General features: G+C 57.2%; 15 protein-coding genes. 4 read left to right on the plus strand and 11 right to left on the minus strand.

Translation table 11 applies throughout. The features are described from left to right. Positions 1-46: 46 nt before the first annotated feature. A complete protein-coding gene (gene hrpA, locus A7J50_RS21080) occupies positions 47-3,958 on the minus strand; it encodes an ATP-dependent RNA helicase HrpA (RefSeq protein WP_064453549.1) in 3,912 nt (1,303 codons plus the stop codon). A gap of 125 nt (positions 3,959-4,083) precedes the next feature. After that, positions 4,084-5,793, minus strand: coding sequence for a bifunctional isocitrate dehydrogenase kinase/phosphatase (gene aceK / locus A7J50_RS21085; RefSeq protein WP_064453550.1), 1,710 nt, complete (start codon positions 5,791-5,793; stop codon positions 4,084-4,086). A gap of 452 nt (positions 5,794-6,245) precedes the next feature. Here aceK and A7J50_RS21090 point away from each other — a divergent pair, with 452 nt between their 5' ends. Together A7J50_RS21090 and A7J50_RS21095 are read left to right on the plus strand one after the other, a co-directional pair. Next, on the plus strand, positions 6,246-7,808 hold the full coding sequence (locus A7J50_RS21090) for a methyl-accepting chemotaxis protein (RefSeq protein WP_420492100.1): 1,563 nt from the start codon (positions 6,246-6,248) through the stop codon (positions 7,806-7,808). 64 nt (positions 7,809-7,872) lie between these two features. Then, positions 7,873-8,775 (plus strand): DMT family transporter, encoded by a 903-nt coding sequence (locus A7J50_RS21095; protein ID WP_064453552.1) that lies wholly within the window; start codon positions 7,873-7,875, stop codon positions 8,773-8,775. Between the two features lie 67 nt (positions 8,776-8,842). Here A7J50_RS21095 and A7J50_RS21100 read toward each other — a convergent pair whose 3' ends face one another. From A7J50_RS21100 to rfbD, 3 genes are read right to left on the minus strand one after another with little or no spacing between them, the layout of a single operon-like run. Continuing rightward, entirely contained in the window at positions 8,843-9,793 is a 951-nt protein-coding gene (locus tag A7J50_RS21100) for a WxcM-like domain-containing protein (RefSeq protein WP_064453553.1), read from the minus strand. A gap of 40 nt (positions 9,794-9,833) precedes the next feature. After that, complete coding sequence (gene rfbA / locus A7J50_RS21105) at positions 9,834-10,718, minus strand: glucose-1-phosphate thymidylyltransferase RfbA (RefSeq protein WP_064454990.1); 885 nt, start codon at positions 10,716-10,718, stop codon at positions 9,834-9,836. A 2-nt stretch (positions 10,719-10,720) separates the two neighbouring features. Beyond that, complete coding sequence (rfbD, locus tag A7J50_RS21110) at positions 10,721-11,617, minus strand: dTDP-4-dehydrorhamnose reductase (protein ID WP_064453554.1); 897 nt, start codon at positions 11,615-11,617, stop codon at positions 10,721-10,723. 339 nt (positions 11,618-11,956) lie between these two features. Between rfbD and cysD the strand changes: the two genes are divergently transcribed. Together cysD and cysN are read left to right on the plus strand one after the other, a co-directional pair. Then, positions 11,957-13,399 (plus strand): sulfate adenylyltransferase subunit CysD, encoded by a 1,443-nt coding sequence (gene cysD / locus A7J50_RS21115; RefSeq protein WP_237140860.1) that lies wholly within the window; start codon positions 11,957-11,959, stop codon positions 13,397-13,399. Beyond that, positions 13,399-15,285, plus strand: a complete 1,887-nt coding sequence (gene cysN / locus A7J50_RS21120; protein ID WP_064453555.1) for a sulfate adenylyltransferase subunit CysN — start codon at positions 13,399-13,401, stop codon at positions 15,283-15,285. Before cysD ends, cysN begins: the two co-directional genes overlap by 1 nt. Before the next feature lie 151 nt (positions 15,286-15,436). Here cysN and A7J50_RS21125 read toward each other — a convergent pair whose 3' ends face one another. From A7J50_RS21125 to A7J50_RS21150, 6 genes are all read right to left on the minus strand, one after another. After that, positions 15,437-15,877 (minus strand): hypothetical protein, encoded by a 441-nt coding sequence (locus A7J50_RS21125; RefSeq protein ID WP_064453556.1) that lies wholly within the window; start codon positions 15,875-15,877, stop codon positions 15,437-15,439. A 35-nt stretch (positions 15,878-15,912) separates the two neighbouring features. Continuing rightward, positions 15,913-16,986: a glycosyltransferase gene (locus A7J50_RS21130; RefSeq protein WP_064453557.1), complete on the minus strand. Its 1,074-nt coding sequence runs from the start codon at positions 16,984-16,986 to the stop codon at positions 15,913-15,915. Further along, positions 16,983-17,939 (minus strand): glycosyltransferase, encoded by a 957-nt coding sequence (locus A7J50_RS21135; protein ID WP_064453558.1) that lies wholly within the window; start codon positions 17,937-17,939, stop codon positions 16,983-16,985. The genes A7J50_RS21130 and A7J50_RS21135 overlap by 4 nt, the downstream gene beginning before the upstream one ends. Then, positions 17,939-18,595, minus strand: a complete 657-nt coding sequence (locus tag A7J50_RS21140; protein WP_064453559.1) for an acetyltransferase — start codon at positions 18,593-18,595, stop codon at positions 17,939-17,941. The genes A7J50_RS21135 and A7J50_RS21140 overlap by 1 nt, the downstream gene beginning before the upstream one ends. A gap of 83 nt (positions 18,596-18,678) precedes the next feature. Then, a complete protein-coding gene (locus tag A7J50_RS21145; protein WP_064453560.1) occupies positions 18,679-19,857 on the minus strand; it encodes a glycosyltransferase in 1,179 nt (392 codons plus the stop codon). Continuing rightward, positions 19,847-22,501: a glycosyltransferase gene (locus A7J50_RS21150; RefSeq protein ID WP_082895933.1), complete on the minus strand. Its 2,655-nt coding sequence runs from the start codon at positions 22,499-22,501 to the stop codon at positions 19,847-19,849. The genes A7J50_RS21145 and A7J50_RS21150 overlap by 11 nt, the downstream gene beginning before the upstream one ends. Between the last annotated feature and the right edge of the window lie 22 nt (positions 22,502-22,523).

Raw genomic sequence — 22,523 nt, forward strand, 5'->3', positions numbered from 1 at the left:
CAGCGCCCACATTGGATGGGGTGTGTCCGGTTAGCCAAGAACCACGTCAAGCCTCCACCAGGCTCCATTGCTTGCTCAAACGCTTGTCGGAAATCGGCACTTTGGTGCCCAACTGCTGGGCAAACAACGACACCCGATATTCCTCCAACCACCAGCGATAGAGTGCCAGCTGGGGGTCGCGCTTGCCTTCCTGGGCGTGTTTGTTCAGCCGGCTCTGGTACTGCGCCCACAGGCCGCCCAGCTCAGAGCTCCAAACGCGATCTTTTTGCACCTGGCTTGGCAACTTCTCCAGGCGCAGCTCGATGGCCTTGAGGAAACGCGGTAACTCCTTGAACCACTGCGCCGGCGTTTCCCGGACAAAACCGGGATAAACCAGGTTGCTGAGCTGTTGCTTGATATCGTTCAACGCCACAGCCTGGGCCAGGTCGATCTTGCCTTTGAAACGCTTCTGCAAGCCGTGCCACAGTTTCAGCACCTCCAGGGTCAAGCGGGCCAGGCGCTCGGCGTGTTCGGTCCAGCTGCCACGCTTGCGCTCGGCCAGGGCGGCCAGGCCCGCGCCGTCTCGCGGCAGGCTGGCTTCGCCGTCCAGTACGCAGGTGTCGAGGCTGGCCAGCAAAATGTCTTCCACCAACGCGTCAATGCGCCCCAATTCGCGGTACATCAGGCCCAACTCGGTCAGCCCGGGCAATTTGCCACGCAGGAACTTGGCCGGTTCCGCCAGTTGTTGCATCAGCAGGCGTTGCAAGGCGCGGCGGTGCTGGAACTCGGCTTCGGCGGCCGTCGAAAAGCGCCCTTCCTTGACCGTAGCGTTCTCTTCGACCAGCGCCGGGTAGACCGTCATCGACAGGCCGGCGATCTTTTGCTGGGTCTTCTCCGCCACCGCCGCGAACACCTTGGCTTCCACCGGCTGCTGGCTTTTCGCGGTTTGCGGCACGGCCAAGGCAGCCTGGCTGGCCTCGGCAAAGCGTGCAGTCAGCTCGGCCAAGTCGCGGCCTTCGCCGAGGAACTTGCCCTGGCCATCGACCACTTCCAGGTTCATCTTCAGGTGGTTTTCCACCTGCTGCGCCGCTTCGGCCCAGGCTTCATCGCTGACCCGTGCGCCCGTCATGCGCAGCAATTCGCGCCCGAGCGCCTGGGGCAGTGAACCCTGGCCAAATTCGATACGTTGCAGCGCCGCCTTGACGAAATCCGGCACTGGCACAAAGTTTTTGCGCAGCGCCTTGGGCAAGTTGCGCACCAGCGCGATGCACTTGGCTTCGATCACCCCCGGCACCAGCCAGTCCAGGCGCTCCGGCGGCAGCGCCGGCAGCAGCGGCGCCGGCACGCGCAGGGTCACACCGTCGCGCGGGTGGTTGGGTTCAAAGTGATAGCTCAGGGCCAGGGCCAAGTCGCCCAGGTGAAGGGTGTCCGGGTAATGCGCGGCGGTGACTTCACTGGCCTCGCGGGCCAGCACGTCTTCCTCGCGCATGATCAGCAATTGCGGGTCTTTCTGACTGTTGACCTTGTACCAGCTGTCGAAGGTGGCCGTCTGGTGGATCTCCGCCGGCAGCCGCGCGTCGTAGAAGGCGTAGAGGGTTTCTTCGTCCGCCAGAATGTCGCGACGCCGCGCCTTGGCCTCCAGTTCATCAAGCTGCTCCAGCAGTTGCTGGTTCGCCGTCAGGCACTTGGCCCGGGATTGAATCTCGCCCCGCACCAGACCTTCGCGGATAAACAGCTCGCGCGACACCACCGGGTCAATCGGCCCGTAATGCACCGGCCGCCGCCCGACCACAATCAACCCGAACAGGGTGATCTGCTCAAACGCCACGACCTGGCCGCGCTTCTTCTCCCAGTGCGGTTCGAAGTGGTTTTTCTTGATCAGGTGCCCGGCCAGGGGCTCGATCCAGTCCGCATCAATTTTCGCCACCATGCGCGCATACAGCTTGGTGGTTTCCACCAGTTCAGCGGTCATCAGCCATTGCGGGCGTTTTTTGCCGATGCCCGAGGACGGGTGAATCCAGAAGCGCCGCTGACGCGCGCCGAGGTAATCGCCGTCTTCGGTCTTCTGGCCAATTTGGCTCAACAGACCGGACAGCACGGCTTTGTGCAGTTTCGCAAAGTCCGCCGGCTCTTTGTTAACGGTCAGCTGCATATCGCGGCAAATCAGGCTGAGCTGGCGATGAGAATCGCGCCACTCGCGCAGCCGCAGGTAATTCAGGAAGTTCTTGCGGCACCAGTTACGCAACGGGCTGGCGGTGAGTGCCTGGCGCTGTTCTTCAAAACCACGCCACAGGTTAACCAAACCGGCGAAGTCGGAATCCACATCCTTCCACTGTGCGTGGGCCTGATCGGCAGCTTGCTGACGCTCGGGCGGGCGCTCGCGCGGGTCCTGGATCGACATCGCACTGGCGACAATCAACACCTCCTGCAAGCTGCCGAGCTTGGCAGCTTCGAGCAACATGCGCCCCATACGCGGGTCCACCGGCAGACGCGCCAATTGGCGACCCAGCGGCGTCAGTTGGCTGTTACGGTCTACCGCCGAGAGTTCTTGCAGCAGGTTGAAACCGTCGCTGATGGCCTTGCCATCCGGCGGCTCGATAAACGGGAAGTCGGTGATTTCGCCGAGGCGCAGGTGCAGCATCTGCAGGATGACGGCAGCAAGGTTGGTACGCAAAATTTCCGGGTCGGTAAATTCCGGGCGCCCAATAAAATCCTCTTCGCTGTACAAGCGGATGCAGATGCCCGGCTCTACACGGCCACACCGGCCTTTACGCTGGTTGGCGCTGGCCTGGGAAATCGCTTCGATCGGCAGGCGCTGCACTTTGGCGCGATAGCTGTAGCGACTGATACGCGCGGTGCCGCTGTCGATCACATAACGAATGCCCGGCACGGTCAGCGAGGTTTCCGCCACGTTGGTCGCCAGCACTACACGCCGACCCGGGTGGGACTGGAAAATACGCTGCTGTTCGGCCGGTGACAGCCGCGCATACAGCGGCAGAATTTCGGTGTGTTTGAGCTGGGCCTTGCGCAGCATGTCGGCGGCGTCGCGAATCTCGCGCTCACCCGGCAAAAACACCAACACATCACCGGGGCTGCGCCGTTCGCTGCGCTCATAGGCGGCAATTTCATCAAGGGTGGCGAGGATTGCCTGGTCAACGGTCAAATCGTCCTCGACACGGTTGCCCTCCTCGTCCTGCTCCAGGGTCAGCGGGCGATACCAGGTGTCCACCGGGAAAGTGCGGCCCGAGACTTCGACAATCGGCGCATCGTCGAAGTGCTTGGAAAAGCGCTCCAGGTCGATGGTCGCCGAGGTGATGATGACTTTGAGGTCCGGACGACGCGGCAGCAGGGTTTTCAGGTAGCCGAGCAGGAAGTCGATGTTCAGGCTGCGCTCGTGGGCTTCGTCGACGATGATCGTGTCGTAGCGTTCCAGGTAGCGGTCGTTCTGGGTTTCGGCCAGCAAAATACCGTCGGTCATCAGCTTGATCAGGGTGTTGGAGTCACTCTGGTCTTCGAAGCGCACCTGATAGCCAACCAGCGCGCCCAGCGGCGTCGCCAGTTCTTCAGCGACACGGCTGGCGACGCTGCGCGCCGCAATTCGGCGCGGCTGGGTATGGCCGATTAAACCGTACTGGCCCCGACCGATTTCCAGGCAGATCTTCGGCAACTGGGTGGTCTTACCCGAGCCGGTTTCGCCCGCAATAATGAGCACCTGATGCTTGAGGAGTGCCTCTTTGATCTCGTCGCGCTTGGCGGCAATCGGCAGGCTGTCGTCATAACGAATCACCGGCAGGCTGGCACGCCGCGCCGTCACCTGGGCGCAGGACGCCTGCATGCGCGTAACCCATTGCGCCAGCTTCTCCTCATCGGGTTTCTTGCGCAGCTCGAGCAACTGGCGCCGCAAGCGGTGGCGGTCGGCGAGCATGGCGTGATCGAGGTTTTTCAGCAGTTGGTCGATAGCGGGCGCTTGGTCAGTCATCAGGTACTTTGCAGGTCGTCTATTTATGCACGGCCGGCAAGTGTGGCAGAAAAGCAGCTATTAGCGTCAAGCTTCAAGCGGCAAGTAGAAGCAAAACCGCTTACTTGTGGCTTGCCGCTTGAGGCTTACAGCTGCTCTTTTCTGCGGTACGGGAACACGTCGATGACCTTGCCGGCGCGAATCGCCTCCTGCAGGCCTTTCCAATAATCGGCGTTGTACAACTCGCCATGCAGCTCATTGAACAGCTTGCGCTGGCCGGCGTCGGCAAACAGAAAGGGCGGGAATTCCTCGGGGAACACGTCCAGTGGGCCGATGGAGTACCAGGGCTCCGAGGCCATTTCATCCTCGGGGGTACGCGGTGCGGGGATATGCCGAAAGTTGGCCTCGGTGAGGAAGCAGATTTCGTCGTAGTCGTAGAACACCACGCGACCGTGTCGGGTAACGCCGAAGTTCTTCAGCAGCATGTCGCCGGGGAATATGTTCGCCGCCGCCAGTTGCTTGATGGCCAGGCCATAGTCCTCAAGGGCTTCGCGCACCTGGGCGGCGTTGGCGTTGTCGAGGTAAAGGTTGAGCGGGGTCATGCGCCGTTCGGTCCAGCAGTGGCGGATGAGCACGCTGTCGCGCTCCACTTCCACCGTACCGGCAGCGACTTCAAGCAGCTCGGCCAGGCACTCGGGCTCGAACTTGCTCAGGGGGAAACGGAAGTCGGCGAACTCCTGGGTGTCGGCCATACGCCCAACCCGGTCGACGCTTTTTACCAGGCGATACTTCTCGATCACCGTGGCGCGATTGACGTTTTTCGACGGTGAAAAACGGTCCTTGATGATCTTGAACACGGTGTTGAAGCCCGGCAGCGTAAACACACTCATGACCATGCCGCGCACGCCGGGTGCCATGATGAATTGATCATCGGTGGTGGCCAGGTGGTTGATCAGCGCGCGGTAGAACTCCGACTTGCCATGCTTGTAGAACCCGATGGAGGTGTACAACTCGGCGATGTGCTTGCCGGGCAGGATGCGCTTGAGAAAGCCGATGAATTCCGCCGGCACCGGCACGTCGACCATGAAATAGGAACGGGTGAAAGAGAAGATGATCGACACATCGGCTTCGTCCGTGATCAGCGCGTCGATCTGGATGCCGCGCCCTTCGCGGTGCAGCAGGGGAATAACCAGCGGCCATTGTTCGTCGCGGGTATAGATGCGCCCTACGAGGTAGGCGCCTTTATTACGGTAGAGCACCGAGGAAAACAGCTCGACGTTGAGGTCCGGGTCTTTGCATACCCAGTCCGGCAGGTTCTCGCGCAGTTGGGCTTCGAGCCGGCGCAAGTCGGCCGCCAGGTCCGCATAGGGTTCGCTGAAACGGTAATCGGCGAAGATCTGCGCCAGCGTCAACGCCAGGTCGCCCGTCGGTTTATAGGTCCGGGTCTGCGCCGCACGCGCACGGCGCAGGCTGGGCCGTGTGGTGTGGATGAACATGCAGCCATCACTGATCAGGTCATGGCTGAACAGGCCGCAGAAGATCGAGTTGTACCAGGTCTCGGACAACTCATCGTCAAAGCGCAGGTCGATCAGGCCGATATACGCGCTCTTGACCAGGGGCCATGTGTCGATCTCCAGCAAGGCAGCCTCGTCGAAGCCGGCCCGCAGGCGCGCCGTCACTTCAGCCACCTTGTCTTCATACAAGTTGATACGCGCCGCCGAAGCCGCCTGCCCCTGCTGCCACTGGGCCTTTTCGAAACGTTCGCGGGCGCCGTCGGTGATCTGGCGAAAGTGCTCACGGTAATCGTCGAAGCCATCGAGGATCATGCGGGCGATGGCGAGGGCGGATTGCGACATGCGGGAAACCTCGAACGGGCATCTGGAAGCCCTGAGCTTAGCCAGTGAAACGAGGCCGGAGAAGGATGATTTTCAGGGAGTATCTGTACACCTTCGCGTGACTTGTACATTTATTTTCAAATTTCACAACTCGACCAAGCGGTCAGTAAATACACCGAAAAGTCCCCTGGCACACCGCTGTAGACCCATAACCGCGTGGCTTGGCGCTGGCGCTGGAAAAAACCTGTGCTGTCACAGATTCACAACACCTGTAACCGCTTTGATACACCGTAAGGGAAACCCTGATTACCACCTTGATGGCACTTTGATATATAGCGCGCCCTCTCCCACCCTAACAAGGTCAGAAGACCGATCCGGGAACAGATTCTAATCGCCTAAGGAGCACCAAGATGTCATTGAGGAATATGCGAATCGGTCTGCGCGCCAGTCTGAGTTTCGGGGTTTTGGCCAGCATGCTGGTGATTGTCGGTCTGTTTGGCCTGGGCCAGATGGCCAAGCTGCGTGAAAGCGCGCTGATCATCGAAGAGTCGTGGATGCCGAGCATCGAGAATATCCACGACGCTGCTGCCTGCATTGCCAGCATCCGCCTGGAATCCATGCGCATGGCGACTACCGACGAGTCCCGGATCCGCGACAACAGCAAAAGCCTGATCGCCAGCCAACGCAACGAACTCAAAACCCTGCTTGAACACCACGAAAGCCTGCTCAGCGGTGATGAAGAACGGGCGATGCTCAAGCAGCTCAACGTTAACGTGAACACCTACAACAGCATCGTCAGCCAGATGGTTGAACAGGTCGACAAGGACCAGCAGCAAGACGCCATTGACCTGCTCACCACCCGCCTCGGTCCCCAGGGCACCGTCCTCAATAAAAGCCTGGAGGACATGATCACTTTCAACCAGAAAGGCGTGGAAGCCGCGGCCGACTCGGCAGCGCAGATGTACGCCAGCGCGCAATGGGTGGTTGGCCTGATCATCGTGTGCGCATTGATTGCGACCTTATTACTGGCCTGGCTACTGACCCGCAGCATCACGGCACCGCTCGGCCAGGCGCTGGCTGTGGCGCGCACCATTGCCGGTGGCGACCTGAGCCGGCCGATTGTAGTGAAGGGCAGCGACGAGCCGGCGCAATTGCTGACGGCCCTGGCCACCATGCAGGACCAGCTTAAAACCACCATTCGCGGTATCAGCGAGTCGGCGCAGCAACTGGCCTCTGCCGCCGAAGAGATGAGCTCGGTGATGGAACAGAGCACCCGTGGCCTGCAAGCGCAGAACGATGAAATCGAACAGGCCGCGACCGCCGTCAACGAGATGAGCGCAGCCGTGGATGAAGTGGCGAACAATGCGGTGTCCAGCGCCGAGGCGTCCAAGGCGTCGGACGAAGACAGCAAGCACGGCCACTACCAGATCAGCGAAACCATCAGCGCGATCCAGAACCTGGTGGACGAAGTGCTCGGCGCGTCGAACAAGGCCGAGGGCCTGGCGGTCCAGGCCCAGGACATCAGCAAAGTGCTGGAAGTGATCCGCGGTATCGCCGGGCAAACCAACCTGCTGGCGCTCAACGCCGCCATCGAAGCTGCTCGCGCAGGCGAAGCCGGGCGTGGTTTTGCGGTGGTCGCCGACGAGGTGCGGTCACTGGCGCAACGCACACAGGATTCCACCGAAGAAATCGAGCAGATGATCAACGGCATCCAGCAAGGCACCCAGGGCACCGTCGACGCGCTCAACAGCAGCGCTGAACACGCCGGCCAGACCCTGCAACGGGCCAATAGCGCCGGCAGCGCCCTGGAAAAAATCACCGCCGCCATTTCGCAGATCAGCGAACGCAACCTGGTCATTGCCAGCGCCGCCGAACAACAAGCGCTGGTCGCCCGTGACGTCGACCGCAGCCTGGTGAACATTCGCGACCTGTCCACCCAGACCGCCGCCGGTGCCACCCAGACCTCGGCGGCCAGCCAGGAGCTGTCACGCCTGGCAGTGGACCTCAATGGCCTGGTCACGCGGTTTGCCCTGTAATTAGCGATTGTGTCAGGCAGGCCTCTAGGCAACACTCGCCGCCTTATTGATGTAGGAGTGTTCCGTGAGACCTGTCGACACCCTGTACCTGTTGGGGCTGGCTGCCATTTGGGGCGCGAGCTTCCTGTTCATGCGCATCATCGCGCCGGAAATCGGCACGGTGCCGACGGCGTTTTTTCGCGTCTCGATTGCAGCGGCGGGCTTGCTGGTGATCCTCACGTTGATGCGCGTGAACTGGGACTTCCAGGGCAAATTCAAGACCGTCCTGCTGCTGGGGGTGATCAACTCCGGGATTCCCGCGACCATGTACTCGGTGGCGGCCCAAGTGTTGCCGGCGGGTTATTCGGCGATCTTCAATGCCACCACGCCGTTGATGGGTGTGTTGATTGGCGGGTTGTTCTTCAATGAACGCCTGACGCCGTCGAAAATCGCCGGGGTCAGCCTGGGCTTGTTTGGCGTAGGCGTGCTGACGCGCGCGGGGCCGGTGGCGTTTGATCTGGAATTATTGATGGGCGCATTGGCCTGCCTGTTGGCCACTACCTGCTATGGCTTTGCCGGCTTCCTCGCACGGCGCTGGCTCGATCAACGTGGCGGCCTGGACAGCCGACTCGCGGCGTTGGGCAGCATGCTGGGCGCTACCCTGTTTTTGCTGCCGTTCTTTGCCTACAGCGCCATCACCCACCCTCCAGCAAGTTGGGGTGGCTGGCAGGTGTGGGCGTCACTGCTGGGGTTGGGACTGGTGTGCACGGCGTTTGCCTACATCCTGTACTTCCGCTTGCTGTCATCCATTGGGCCGGTCAAGTCGATGACGGTGACTTTCATGATTCCGCCATTCGGGGTGTTGTGGGGGGCGTTGTTATTGGATGAGCCGTTGTCGATGGCGCACTTGTATGGCGGGGTGTTGATTGCGGGGGCACTGTGGCTGGTGTTGCGGCCGGGGAAACTATTGGTCGGCGAACGCCGCTGATTGCGTTGGCAACGTCAGCGGCGTAACTCACTGGCAGCAATGGCTGGATCGCACGCAGCTGCGGCCATCAAGCCCCAGTAATCAGCGTTTTGAACTCGTCGTAATTGCGAATGTAATCGGCAGCATCATAGTGGTGCGAAGCGAACACCATCAGTACCGCGTCCTGGGAATAGCGGTACTGAATACCCCAGGTCATCGGCGGTAAATAGACGCCCTTGTTCGGCCGATCCAGCACGAACTCTTCGCGGTTCTTGCCATCATCGGCAACCACGTGCACCGAACCTTTCACCGCCACCAGGAACTGATGGCAGACCCGATGAGCATGTTCGCCGCGTGTTTCTGCAGTAGGCACGTCATAGACCAGGAAGTAACGCTCTGACTTGAACGGTACTGTTCGCTCGAACTCGCCCGCAGACAGACTGCCGCGAATGTCGGCGACCTCCGTCATGGTGTGCAACGTGACGCCGTTGACAGAGGTTGCGGCCGCCCCTGGCGTGCCGGCGACTTTTTCAGCCCCATCCTGTGTTGCATCGACGGGTTTAGCATCAACATAGCCAATGATTTTGGCAGGGTTACCGACAACGATTGCGTTAGGCGGAATAGACCGTGTGACGACGGCGCCGGCACCAATCATTGCATTGGTGCCAATCGTCAGACCTGGAAGGATGGTGCAGTTGGCACCCAGCGACGCGCCTTTTCTAACGATCGTGCGGGCAAAGGTCTGCGGATAGACCTTACTGCGCGGAAACAGGTCATTGGTGAAGGTTGCATTCGGCCCAATAAAAACGTCGTCTTCAAGGGTGATGCCATCCCACACTTGCACGCCGCACTTGAGTGTTACGCGGTCGCCTATGATCACATCGTTTTCGATGAAAACGTTGTCGCACACGTTGCACTCACTGCCTAACGTGGCCCCCGGCAGGATGTGCGCGAAGGCCCAGACACGCGTGTCTTTACCGATATTTTCGGACTCGCACAGCGCATGGCTGTGGACGAAAAAATTCTTGGTGCTGCTCATTCTGGTCTCCAGGTCGGCTTGATTCTTCACGACAGGCCCCTCAAAAAATCTTCTCAAGCAACACACGCTTGAGGTATTGGCCGTAACCGTTTTTGAGCAGCGGTGCGGCCAGGCGCTCCAGCTGCTCTGCATCGATCCAGTTCTGACGGAAGGCGATCTCTTCAGGGCAGGCCACTTTAAGGCCCTGGCGGTGCTCAAGCGTGGCAATGAAGCTGCTGGCTTCGAGCAAGGAATCGTGAGTGCCGGTGTCCAGCCATGCGTAGCCGCGGCCCATGATCTCGACCGACAGCTTGCCGCGTTCCATGTAGATGCGGTTGAGGTCGGTGATTTCCAGCTCGCCACGCGGCGACGGCTTGATGCTCTTGGCGATTTCAACCACGTCCTGGTCGTAGAAATACAGACCGGTAACGGCGTAGTTCGACTTAGGTTTGAGCGGCTTTTCTTCCAGGCTGATCGCCTTGCCCTGGGCATCGAACTCGACCACGCCATAACGCTCAGGATCGTTCACGTGGTAGGCGAACACACTGGCGCCGTCCTGACGCTGCGTTGCGCTTTTGAGCAGCTCGTTGAAATCATGGCCGTGGTAGATGTTGTCACCCAACACCAGCGCCGACAGATCGTTGCCGATAAAGTCTTCACCGATGATGAAGGCCTGGGCCAGGCCATCCGGGGAGGCCTGTACGGCGTAGGAAAGATTCAAGCCCCAGTTGCTGCCGTCACCCAGCAGCTGTTCGAAGCGCGGGGTGTCCTGCGGCGTGGAAATGATCAGGATGTCGCGAATACCCGCCAGCATCAGCGTGGTCAGCGGGTAGTAGATCATTGGCTTGTCGTAAACCGGCAGCAATTGCTTGGAGATAGCCAAGGTTGCAGGGTGCAGGCGTGTGCCCGAACCACCGGCCAAAATGATTCCTTTACGTTTAAGCATGTTCATTTCTCTAGAATTTCTTTAAGCATCCGTGCCACGCCGTCCTGCCATTCAGGCAGGCGCAGTGAGAAGGCATTCTGCAGTTTTTGAGTGTTGAGTCGGGAGTTGCCAGGGCGCTTGGCCGGCGTCGGGTAGGCCGCGGTGGTGATCGCGCCCACGTTGACCGGTTCGACCTTGAGCTGCACACCCGCCGCTTGCGCCTGTTCGAGCACAAAGCGGGCATAACGATGCCAGGTGGTCTCGCCCGCAGCCGCGAGGTGATACACCCCGCTCAACTGCGGGTTTGAGCCCAGGGTGCGGATCGCGTGAGCGGTGACGTCGGCCAGCAGGTCCGCCCCGGTGGGCGTACCGAACTGGTCGTCAATCACGTTCAGGCTGTCACGCTCGATGGCCAGGCGCAGCATGGTCTTGGCGAAGTTGTTACCGCGTGCTGCGTAGACCCAACTGGTGCGAAAGATCAGGTGCGCACAACCGCTGGCCTGGATGGCCTGCTCGCCCTGCAACTTGGTCGTACCGTAGACGCTCAGCGGGCCGACCGGGTCGCTTTCCAGCCAGGGTGTGTCGCCGGTGCCGGCGAACACGTAGTCGGTGGAATAGTGCACCAGCAAGGCATTCAGCTTGAGCGCTTCGGCCGCCAGTACCGCCGGGGCTTCTGCGTTGACACGCAGGGCCTGGGCGGGCTCGCTTTCGGCTTTGTCGACGGCGGTGTAAGCGGCGGCGTTGACGATGACGTCAGGCGCAAACCGCTGCACAGTCGCGGCCAAGCCCTGCAGATCGTTCAGGTCGCCGCAGTAGTCCTGGCTTTTCGAGTCGAGCGCAAGCACTTGGCCCAAGGGCGCCATACTCCGTTGGAGCTCCCAGCCCACCTGGCCATTTTTACCCAGCAATAGAATCTTCATGCCAAACGCTCGGAATAGTTCTTCTCGATCCATTCGCGGTAAGAGCCGGACTGGATATTGATGACGGGTTCATCCGTCCAGACGATTAATTCGCGAGCAACCTGCCCCACCGCCCCGATTCAGTAAGACGACAGTATAGAGCCGCAACCACGGCAAGGTGGGCCTGCATGGACATTTAACGTTTAGCCAAGGCCGACGCGAACCCAATGGCGGGCCAACACCGCGCCACGAAACGCGTCGCGATTTGCATAAAAAACAAAAAACAAGCAACGACCCAATAAAAATAATGTAATTTACGAATATCGATAGATTAATTCGCAAAATGCGACAAAGGTCATAATGCCCAACCCAGACTTTTTCGGATTGGATGCGCCCATTGTTTGGGATACGCACTCAGCCTACCAGCACCTTCACGCACTCGAACAAGCCGACACCAAGCGCACGGCCGAACGAAGACTGCACGAACTTGGCCTGCTGCCCGCCGAGCTGACGGTGCAAAACCTGGAGGATGAGTTGGGGCGCCCACCCACTCACGCGGTCCTGACCTGGGACATTGAAAGGGCCCGCGCCAAGCGCAGGCTGGTGATATTCGCGCAAGTGTTCCGCACCGCGGACGGGCAAGACTTTTTGCACGCCAACGACGCCCGAGGCGCACGCTACTGGCTGCCTCTCGGCGCCGAACCGCTCGATGCGCAGGCGCTGACCATCGCCCTGCAACGTTTGCAAACACATATCGCCAAATTCATCGTTATTTTTCCAAGCGGGCGCCTCACCGCTGTGTGCAGGCACACCGACGCACCCGCCAACGTAGAGTTCGGACTGCTGAGCTATGCGCCGGTATTGGACGAAAGCACGTTCAACGCGTCACGGGCGCGTACAAGCCCCCTTGCGCCTCATCTCAAACGGCTTGAATCGGAGAGCGTGCAAATCATCCGCGAAGCCGTGGCCGAGTCCGAGAACCCGGCCATGCTGTATTCCATGGGTAAAGACAGTGCGGTCATGCTGCACCTTGCCCGCAAGGCCTTTTACCCATCGCTGCCGCCCTTTCCATTGCTGCATGTCGACACACGCTGGAAGTTTCAGGAAATGTACCTGTTCCGCGACTACATGGCGCGTGAGAGCGGTATGGACCTGCTCGTGCATATCAACCCTGATGCGGTCAGCAAAGACATTAATCCCTTCGACCATGGTTCTGCGCTGCACACTGACCTGACCAAAACCGAAGGCTTGAAGCAAGCCCTGGATAAATACAAGTTTGACCTGGTATTCGGTGGCGCCCGCCGCGACGAAGAAAAATCCCGCGCCAAGGAGCGCATTTTTTCGTTCCGCAGCCAAAGCCATCAATGGGATCCAAAAAACCAGCGGCCAGAGGTGTGGAACCTCTACAACACACATAAAAACCCTGGCGAGAGCATTCGCGTATTTCCGTTGTCCAACTGGACAGAACTCGACATCTGGCAATATATCCACCAGGAAAACATCCCATTGGTACCTCTGTATTTTGCAAAACAACGGCCTGTCGTCATCCGTAACGGCGTGGCACTCATGGTGGATGATTCACGCATGAAGTTGCTGCCGGACGAAAAAATTGAAGCGCGCAACGTCCGTTTTCGTACCCTGGGTTGCTACCCACTCACCGGCGCGGTGGAGTCGAACGCCCTCACCGCTGCCGATGTATTGCTGGAGCTGGCTGGGTCCACTCGCTCGGAACGCCAAGGCCGAGCGATTGACAGCGACTGCGCGTCGAGTATGGAAAAGAAGAAAAAGGAGGGCTATTTCTAATGGCACTCGAATCACTTGCGCCCTCTACCGATCCAACGATCGAAGACTATCTCGCGCAACAGCGTGACCAGGACCTGCTGCGCTTCATCACCTGCGGCAGCGTGGACGATGGCAAAAGCACACTGATCGGACGCTTGCTGTGGGATGCACAGCAACTGACCGACGACCAGTTGACGGCTTTGCAAATCGACTCGAAAAAACATGGCACCCAGGGCAAGGATCTCGACTTTGCGCTACTCGTCGATGGCCTGTCCGCAGAACGTGAGCAAGGCATCACCATTGATGTTGCCTACCGCTACTTCTCCACCACCAAACGCAAATTCATCGTCGCCGACACCCCTGGCCATGAGCAGTACACGCGCAACATGGTGACAGGCGCGTCAACCGCCGATGTGGCCGTGATTCTGATCGACGCCCGCCAGGGCGTGCTGACACAAACACGTCGGCATGCGTACCTGGCGTCGCTGATGGGCATTCGCCAAGTTGTCGTGGCCGTGAACAAAATGGACTTGATCGGGTTCGACGAGACGGTTTTCCGCCAAATCACCGATGAGTTCCGCCAGTTCTCGCAAAGCCTGGGCTTCGACAAGATCATTGCGATCCCACTCAGCGCGCTGAAGGGTGACAACATCACGCAACGCTCTACCAACACACCGTGGTACAGCGGCCCCACCTTGATGGGCTGCCTGGAAACGCTGGAGATCCCTTCCTCTGAATCCAAGCGCCTGGTATTCCCCGTGCAAGGGGTCAATCGACCGGATGCCTCGTTCCGAGGGTTCAGCGGGTATGTCGCCGAAGGGCAGGTACGCGTGGGTGACGAGATTCGCGCAAGCCTTTCTGGGCAAACAGCGGCGGTCACCGACATTATCGGCATGGATGGCTCGGTACAGTCCGCCGCAGGCGGAGATGCCATTACCCTGAAGTTGAACAAGGAAATCGACGTCTCGCGCGGCGACACTCTCTCCCTGAGCCAAAGCCCGCTGGAGGTGAGCGACCAGTTTGAAGCGGTGCTGATCTGGATGAACGAAGACGCGGGCCTGAACGGGCGCAGTTATGACATCAAGCTGGCGACACAATGGGCGTCCGCCTCCATCACCAACATAAAATACCGCATCGACACCAACACCCTTGCCCGTGACGCCAGCAGACACCTTTCGCTGAACGACATCAGCGTGTGCACCCTCGCGACCAGCAAGCCCTTGGTATTCGATAGCTATCAACAGTCCAAAACACTGGGCAGCTTTATCCTGGTCGACCGCGTCACCCACGCCACCGTCGCGGCGGGCATGATCAATCACAGCTTGCGACGGGCGCAAAATGTGCACAGGCAAGCGCTCTCGATTGCCCGGGAAGACCGCGAAAAGCTTAATGGCCACAAAGGCAAAGTCATCTGGTTTACCGGGCTGTCAGGGTCGGGCAAGTCAACGCTGGCCAACGCGCTGGAACTGGAACTGCACGCCAAAGGCTATCGGACCTATATTCTGGACGGCGATAACGTGCGCCAAGGTTTAAACAGAGACTTGGGCTTCACTGACGCCGACCGCGTGGAAAACATCCGGCGTATTGCTGAAGTGGCCAAACTGATGATGGACGCAGGGCTGATCGTCTTGACGGCGTTTATCTCACCGTTCAGAAGAGAGCGCGAAATGGCGAAGGAACTGATTGGGGCGGATCGGTTTGTCGAGGTGTATGTGAGTACAACACTTGAAGTGTGTGAGGAGCGGGATGTGAAGGGCCTGTATAAAAAGGCCAGGGCCGGGCAATTGCCGAACCTGTCTGGCGTGGGCAGCCCTTATGAAGCGCCCATCGAAGCGCACCTTGAAATCGATACGGCGCACACCGACCTTGAACAGGCACTCACACGCCTGCTGGACATTATCAAATAACCAACGTGGTACAACGTGGACAACACCTACCTTGCGGGTCACAGGGTAGGTGTTTTTCCCGGTCACTAATGCAGACATCATTAACGACGAAGGCTCACAAGCAGCTCAATGCCCGCTTGTGTCTGCAGCTCAATCCACTTTCAAACCGAGCTTATTTAGCCGCAATTTTGAACTTGGATGGGGAGGTGCAGTTGTAACGGAAGTTGCCTTCCTGCTGGATGACTTTGATCGAGTAGGTACCCGCTTCCAGCTTGCTGATGTCGAGCTTGGCGATAAAACCAGAGTTCGCCAGGTCAGGCTTGTCGAACGCTTTGGCAACGTCTGGACGAGGAGCACGGGTTGCCGGCGTCGTCAGGACAACATCGTTTTTAGCGTTGATAATTTGCAGAGTCACGTCTTTAGGGACAGTGCCCGCCACAACGTTATACGCCCAGCCCCACGGCTCGAACGGAACGTTGGACAGTACTTGGGTGCCCGTCGCAGGGCTGTCCAGCGAGCATGAGTTATTCGACGCAACATCTTTCATCTTGTCTGCATCACAGCCAGCAAGAAGACCTAGGAGAGCAACAGCGGGTAGATAGAGAGAACGCATAAATCTTCCTTTTTAAATTTCTATTTTCAAACCAGTTAAGAGTTGAAAAGCTTCACATACAGACTTTTCAACCCCGCGATTTTATTGCCAATCACTGCCAAAATTTTCGGGCGCAGCACGTCAACATCCTGCATCTTGCGATGATACCAACCGGCATCAATCTTGTAGTCCCTTGCCAGCACTTCTCGATGCCCATCCAGGCTGAGAAGCCGATTGAGCTCGAGAATACCTACCATCTCATATGCCTTGCCCAAGGCTCTGTTCGGCACGAAAAAAAGCAGCGCTTTCTCGATATCAAGATGCATGTCACCAGGGACATCAGGATATCTCAGTAGGTCAGAAAAGCCATCCTTGAGTGCTTGAGCCCCGACGTTCCGAAAGAAAGAAGTGGCAATCAAGTAATGCTCATTCATCGTGCGCACAGCGTTAGCCACCGTATGGCTACTGGCGCTTTGCCCCGGCAACACGCGGAAGCTGATCAGTTCACGCTCAGAGATATGAATCTGGAATTTTTTTACCAGTCGAACCCACATATCAAAGTCAGGCAGCTGTCGAAGGTTATTATCGTAGACACCGACCTCATCATAACATTCACGCCGGATGAGCACCGTTGGGTGACAAATACAGTTGCCCTGCTCGAAAAAAAAGCGCAACCACTCACCTTGCGACCGATTCTGCTGGTCGAACACCGCACCATAGGTCAACCGATTCTTGCTGATGACGTCGCCGTGCTTATCAATGAAACGGGCTCGACCGAAGGTCGCCCCTAACTGGGGATTCTCAAGCAATATCTGCAGTTGATAAGCCAGCTTGTCGTCGTCACACCAATAATCATCCGAGTTGATCAGCGCAATAAACTGCCCCTTTGAACGCGCGATCAACTCGTTGGTAACCGCGCAGGCACCACGGTTTTCCTGATGGGGGAAAAAACGGATCCTGGGGTCGACAATCGACTCAACGACCTCCCGAGTACCGTCAGTGGAACCGTCGTCTGCGATCAAAAACTCCAGTTCAACGCCGCGCTGCTTCAATACGCTGGCGATGGCTTCCTTGACGTAACTCGCATGGTTGAAGGTCGCCATTATCACGCTGATCAAGGGGCTGCTCATAACCCCTCTCCACGGCGGATGATCCTCAGGAATATCTTTTTAATAACCGGAGGCATCAGCGCGTCGAAAACCATGAGCACTACGGGCGGTATGAACTGCTCAATGTTGGCCGCACTCCATGCCGCAACTCTGCCTAACGATGGGCCGCGACGCGAGAGCACTATCGCTCGGCGCAAGCGGCGTTCCAGCTTCATGAAGCTGGCATGAAACAGTTGATTCGTGAGCTGGTCATACGCGGGAATCAAGCTGAGCTGCAGTTCCAATTGCCCGGTATGGGCAACGTGAGACCAGGCGCCTCCCGAATGCACGCGATAAACCGACATTGGCTCTTCGAGAAAGCCGATCAGGCTGTTTCTCGCCACGCAGATATTGACGATCCAATCATAAGACTTGAGTTCGAACAATTCGGCCGGCAGCGCTTGCAACGCTGACGCCCTATAAAGGCAGGTGGAGAAGTTACCCACCAGATTATCGGCAATCAGTTCGCGCGCGGTTAACAGCCGATAGCCGTCACCGCGCTCGACCCGGCTGACAACGCTGGCATCATTTTCATTAAAAACGAAGTAGTTGACAGAGCAAAGGTTGCATTCCCAATGTTCATCGAGAAACGTGACCTGGCGCGTGAGTTTATAGGGACTGCTCCAGTAATCATCACCTTCGAGCACCGCGACATAGTCGCCGGAACAGGCGGCAAAACCGCGTTGATAGTTCCGGGTAATCCCCAAGTTCGCCGACTGCGAGAGGTACTTAAAAGTAAACCGGGCGTCTGTACCTTCATAACGCTGGATACATTTTAGCGTGGTATCCGAGGAGGCATCGTCAGCAACAACCAGCTCGACAGAGCCACAGAAGTCCTGACTGAAAAGCGAGTCCAAGGCACGCTGTATATACAGCTCATGATTATAGGTAACCAACAGCACCGATAAGTCGAAGCGCGAGCTCGCGTCGGACATTACTTCACCAACAGCCTGGCAGGGTTGCCCACTACCGTGGTGTAGGGCTCAACATCTTTGACAACCACCGCGCCCATGCCAACCACCGCTCCCGCACCGATCTTTAACGGAGCCCCGTGCCTGCCTTGCTTGATCAGAGCGCCAGCGCCGATGTATGCATGGTCACCAATCGTGACGTTTCCATTACATTTCACACCAGGCCCGAACGTTACAAAATCACCGATGACGCAATCATGGGAAATATTGCATTGGTTATTGACCTGAAAAAACCGACCGATTTTTACATTCGAGGTAATGATCGTCTGCGCGGAGATCATGACCCCTTCACCGATCTCGTTACTGTCCAATAAAATCGCGCTGGGGGCGATTAACGAAAACGGCGAGATGTCACGGGCCATGCAAACATCCGCAATCCTCTGCCGTGCCTTGGAGTCACCAATTGCGATGTTGAATCGCTTGATGCCATCGAGCTCGAAAAAGGCCTGCAGGCTGATCGCGCGATACCCGTTGATCTGCGTTGGCGCGTCAAGGTTTTCTACGACGAATAATAACTCAGAGTTCGATTCGGCCGGCGTGCCCTTGATCATTGACCGCAGCATCGGCATCACTTCCCGGCCGTGTCCACCTGCGCCAATAAGACCAAAAAATGTTTTCATAATGCTCTCTGAAAGATTATCCGCTGTCTCGACAGACGCGCGCTGATGCGCGCGCCTGCCTGTCTACTTTTAACCTGATGGCCCTAAGCGCTGATACGCTGCAGCTCTCGGCGTAAACGGCGCACTACGCGTTTTAAAAAGTAGATAAAACGGCCCTGGACCGAAGTGTTCGCACCCGCCCCTTCCACCGAGATCGGCGCGGGAACAGAAGCATAATGGGCGGCCATCAAGTAATGCCCGAACCCGCTTTGGCCGCTTATCCGGTAGAAATCAAAAACCGAAAACATGTACTCATCGCGTAGCACACGCTCGAATTCAGGATCCGCACACCGCTTGATAAACACGGACAGTGCCGCCGCTCTACCGGAGGCGGGTACGAAAGCACTGTCTAGCAGCAAAAAGAACTTCTCGGCTTCCAGCCTGGCCTGCGTGGCTGGCACCCCTTTGAGCCGGAAGTGTTCAGAAAACCCGTCAATGAAGAGCTCATCCGAAAGCGATTCAAAAAACGAACCAAATATCTCAACCAGTTCGGTCAAGTTTCGCGCTGAGTTTTCCGGGGAGACCGCGCTGGTATTATTCCCGTCTCGTAGATGCCCAACCAGATTCTCTTGAATGACATGAATCGGAAACTGTTTGACCAGCCGGATCCACATATCGAAATCCGGCAACTGCCTTAGGCCAGGGTTGTAATAGCCGAGCGTCTCAAACACTTCCTTACGCGCCAACATGCTCGGATGGCAGATGCAGTTGCCCTTCAGGAAGAAGTGCTTCAACCATTCGCCTTGCGTACGGTTAGGCTGCCTGAACACATCATTCCAGATCGCCTCAGGACCGGAAATTTCCTGCCCCGTACCGTCCACCAAATCCGCCCACGTAAAGCAAGCCCCCAACTCGGGTTGAGCGTCGAGGACTGCTACTTGCTTACCGAGTTTCGACGGGTACCAAGCATCATCGGAGTTTAGCAGGGCAACATATTTGCCCCGCGCCTGCTGGATCAGAAATACCAGGTTGCCGACAGGCCCAAGGTTTCTCTCCTGCCGAAACGTCCGAATACGCTTATCCGTGAAGCTGGAAATCACTTCCCAGCTAGTGTCCGGCGAGCAGTCATCGGAAATCAGCAATTCAAAGTTAGAAAAGCCCTGGCCCAATACACTGTCAATGGCCTTGCTGATATGTTTTGCGTGGTTATAGGACGGCACCACAACACTGACCAATGGCAGGTCATCAGTGCCCGGTACTGTATCCACTTTCTCAAGAGACATGGCGAGCCTTCCAAAGGCGATACACTTTTTTGATCGGCTCAGGGCAGCACTTACGCAACGTACTCAGTCTGCCGCGCGGCCCTGGCGCCACCGATTGGGAGGCCACTTCTTTCACGCTTTCGCTCGCAGGCTCTACGTTTTGCATGACCAGCGGCAACGGGTCGACGCTGGCCGACGTAATCACAGGGTTACTGATGACCTGACGCAGCAATTCGATCCGTGGCGCAAGCTGTGCCTCATGGCTGTAAAGCGCTCGAACACGGCCAATACCCGCCTCGCCCACCGCTTTCAATGCCGCAGGATCGGCACGGTACTTCTCAACCAATCTGACGATATCCCACAGGTCGTACTTGAGCAGTACGATATCTTCGCCGTCGGTGAAGCGGCCCTGCGCGGAGTTGAATTCGTCATACGCGAAAATCGCAGTACCACGCAGTGCAGCTTCAGTGCAGCTTGCAGTAGGGAAACCATCAAACGAGCCAGGGAAGATTTTCCCACTGATATTCGGCGACATGATGATGTCCATGTCCTGGAAGAAGTCATCAAACTCCTCCGGGTTCAGTGAACCATGGAACGTGATCCGGTCACTGAACGTACCGACATCAATCACCGACTTGTTGTAGGGGCCAACCACATGGAAGAAAATGTTGTCATAGCGCTGGCGTAGAATACTCGCCGCGTTGATAAAGACGTCATAACCTTTGTCTTCACCATACGTCGTGTATTTATGCGCCATGAAGCAAACATCCAGACGATCCTTGCCAAACCCCCAACGGTTTTTCTTCAGCGGTGGTCGTTCATTGGCCATTTCAGGCATCACCACGCCGAAAATCATCTCGATCTTGTCAGCCGGGCACAGGTGCTTTTCAGTGATGTAGTTGTAAATCACTTGCTGGGTAACGATGACTTTCTGGAAGCAAGGAGAATCAAAGATGCGCTTCAGCTTCTTGTCACATTCGATACTGTTCAAGGCAAAGCCGCCACCTGGATACAGTGTGAAGACGAACGGAATATTCAATGCTTCAGCAGACGGCAACAGCGCGTAAGCGTTGGAAATGAAGGTGACATACAGCAGCTTGCCAATGGCCAGCGGGAATGCCTCATTCTTGAGCATGACCCGGTTACCCAACTCTGGGTAGGTGTGCTGGTATTCGCGAATCACACTGTTGATCGATGCCGTTTCAAGCACGTGCAACGTGGCGCCGGTGGTCAGCACCAACGAACGCTTGAACGCTTTCAGGTACGCAGTGAACTCAACGTGACGGAAACCACTTCGACGCGAAGGGAACACGTCATCGACGATAATCAAATCAAGCTTTTCAAAGCTGTCGGCGTATTTGCCGTCTACCCAGGAATACAACTCAAAGTTGTACTTCTGAAAGCCTTCGTCGTAGTTGAAATCGATAAATTCGTTGTACTGATCGATCAAGTCGATCAGGGTTGTTGCCTTGTCCAGCTCTTTACGCGCACTCCATTCGCCGCCGACATGTTGACGGTAGACCGACAGCGGCTGCTTGAGATGAGCAATACTGCCAAACTGTGCGCAGTAAATATTAAAGAACCAATCCACCGTGTAAATATCGAATATTTCGGCGGGGATAACGTCCAGTAACGGGCCGCGATAGAAACACGCAGTAAAATTCCCGATGAGGTTATGTTCGGCCATTTCAAGGCCGGTGATCGTGTCACGCTCAAGATTTTTATGTACCGAAAAAATCTCGCGCGAAGATCCATCAGACACACACAGCTCAATCGAGTTGAACGACATCACCGACTCCGGGTGCGTCGCCAGCAAATCAATATGTTGTTGAATACGCGTGTCTGATGTCCAGAAATCGTCGCCCTCACAGAACGTCAGGTAGTCACAGCCTTTGGCAAGCTCTACCGACGTCGCCAGGTTCCCTACAACGCCAACGTTCTTTGTGTTCGCATGGAACTCAATGGAGATACGCTCGTTTTGCTGATTTTCGATCGTGGACCGAACAACCTGCGCCGTGTTATCGGGCGACACATCATCAATCACGATAATGCGCATGCGGAACGCACCTTGCTGGCGCAGTACCGAATTGATGCATTCTGCAATGTAAGCTTCATGCTTGTATGTCAGGACGACCACTGTCACCAATGGCAGGTGCTCAGGCCCCTTGCTAATCAAGCAACTTTTCTGGAAGTGCAGCTTCCTGAGATACAGATCAACTCGATAGCGCGCGCTGCGAATCGAACACTCACCACCGGGTTTGGCGAAGATCGAAAAGCCCGGCACGATCAGTACCGGTTCGAATGCATGGTGCAGGCTCTTCAGCACTGCGGGCGCGACATCTTTTGATTCGATACAGACGAGCCCTCGCCCCGAGAGCAGATTGAAAAGCTTAGCCACGGCAGCGTCGGACTGTTGCGCAGGAATCGAATCCAGTAGCAGCAGGTCAATTTTTTTCCCGCGCAGCGAATACTGCTTGGCGATGAACCGGGCCGACAATGCAACGTCGGCCCCTTTCAACACGAGTGGCTGCTGAAGACCGAACTCCTGCATGAGAAAATTCAGCAAACCGAGCTTATCCTCGTCACTGAAATGATCACGTTTAAAGAATCCAGTACCACTCACGTTCGTGTCCCCGCCTGCGTATTCACTAGTATTTACAGCCATTTTAAATGTCCCTATTTACACA

Origin of the sequence: Pseudomonas antarctica (assembly GCF_001647715.1) — a bacterium.
Classification (GTDB): Bacteria; Pseudomonadota; Gammaproteobacteria; order Pseudomonadales; family Pseudomonadaceae; genus Aquipseudomonas; species Aquipseudomonas antarctica_A.

Bases quoted from the DNA above. Each gene is read 5' to 3' on its own strand.
- hrpA (WP_064453549.1), bottom strand. From the start codon at position 3,958: ATGACTGACCAAGCGCCCGCTATCGACCAACTGCTGAAAAACCTCGAT.
- aceK (WP_064453550.1), bottom strand. From the start codon at position 5,793: ATGTCGCAATCCGCCCTCGCCATCGCCCGCATGATCCTCGATGGCTTC.
- A7J50_RS21090 (WP_420492100.1), top strand. From the start codon at position 6,246: ATGCTGGTGATTGTCGGTCTGTTTGGCCTGGGCCAGATGGCCAAGCTG.
- A7J50_RS21100 (WP_064453553.1), bottom strand. From the start codon at position 9,793: ATGAGCAGCACCAAGAATTTTTTCGTCCACAGCCATGCGCTGTGCGAG.
- rfbA (WP_064454990.1), bottom strand. From the start codon at position 10,718: ATGCTTAAACGTAAAGGAATCATTTTGGCCGGTGGTTCGGGCACACGC.
- rfbD (WP_064453554.1), bottom strand. From the start codon at position 11,617: ATGAAGATTCTATTGCTGGGTAAAAATGGCCAGGTGGGCTGGGAGCTC.
- cysD (WP_237140860.1), top strand. From the start codon at position 11,957: ATGCCCAACCCAGACTTTTTCGGATTGGATGCGCCCATTGTTTGGGAT.
- cysN (WP_064453555.1), top strand. From the start codon at position 13,399: ATGGCACTCGAATCACTTGCGCCCTCTACCGATCCAACGATCGAAGAC.
- A7J50_RS21125 (WP_064453556.1), bottom strand. From the start codon at position 15,877: ATGCGTTCTCTCTATCTACCCGCTGTTGCTCTCCTAGGTCTTCTTGCT.
- A7J50_RS21130 (WP_064453557.1), bottom strand. From the start codon at position 16,986: ATGAGCAGCCCCTTGATCAGCGTGATAATGGCGACCTTCAACCATGCG.
- A7J50_RS21135 (WP_064453558.1), bottom strand. From the start codon at position 17,939: ATGTCCGACGCGAGCTCGCGCTTCGACTTATCGGTGCTGTTGGTTACC.
- A7J50_RS21140 (WP_064453559.1), bottom strand. From the start codon at position 18,595: ATGAAAACATTTTTTGGTCTTATTGGCGCAGGTGGACACGGCCGGGAA.
- A7J50_RS21145 (WP_064453560.1), bottom strand. From the start codon at position 19,857: ATGTCTCTTGAGAAAGTGGATACAGTACCGGGCACTGATGACCTGCCA.
- A7J50_RS21150 (WP_082895933.1), bottom strand. From the start codon at position 22,501: ATGGCTGTAAATACTAGTGAATACGCAGGCGGGGACACGAACGTGAGT.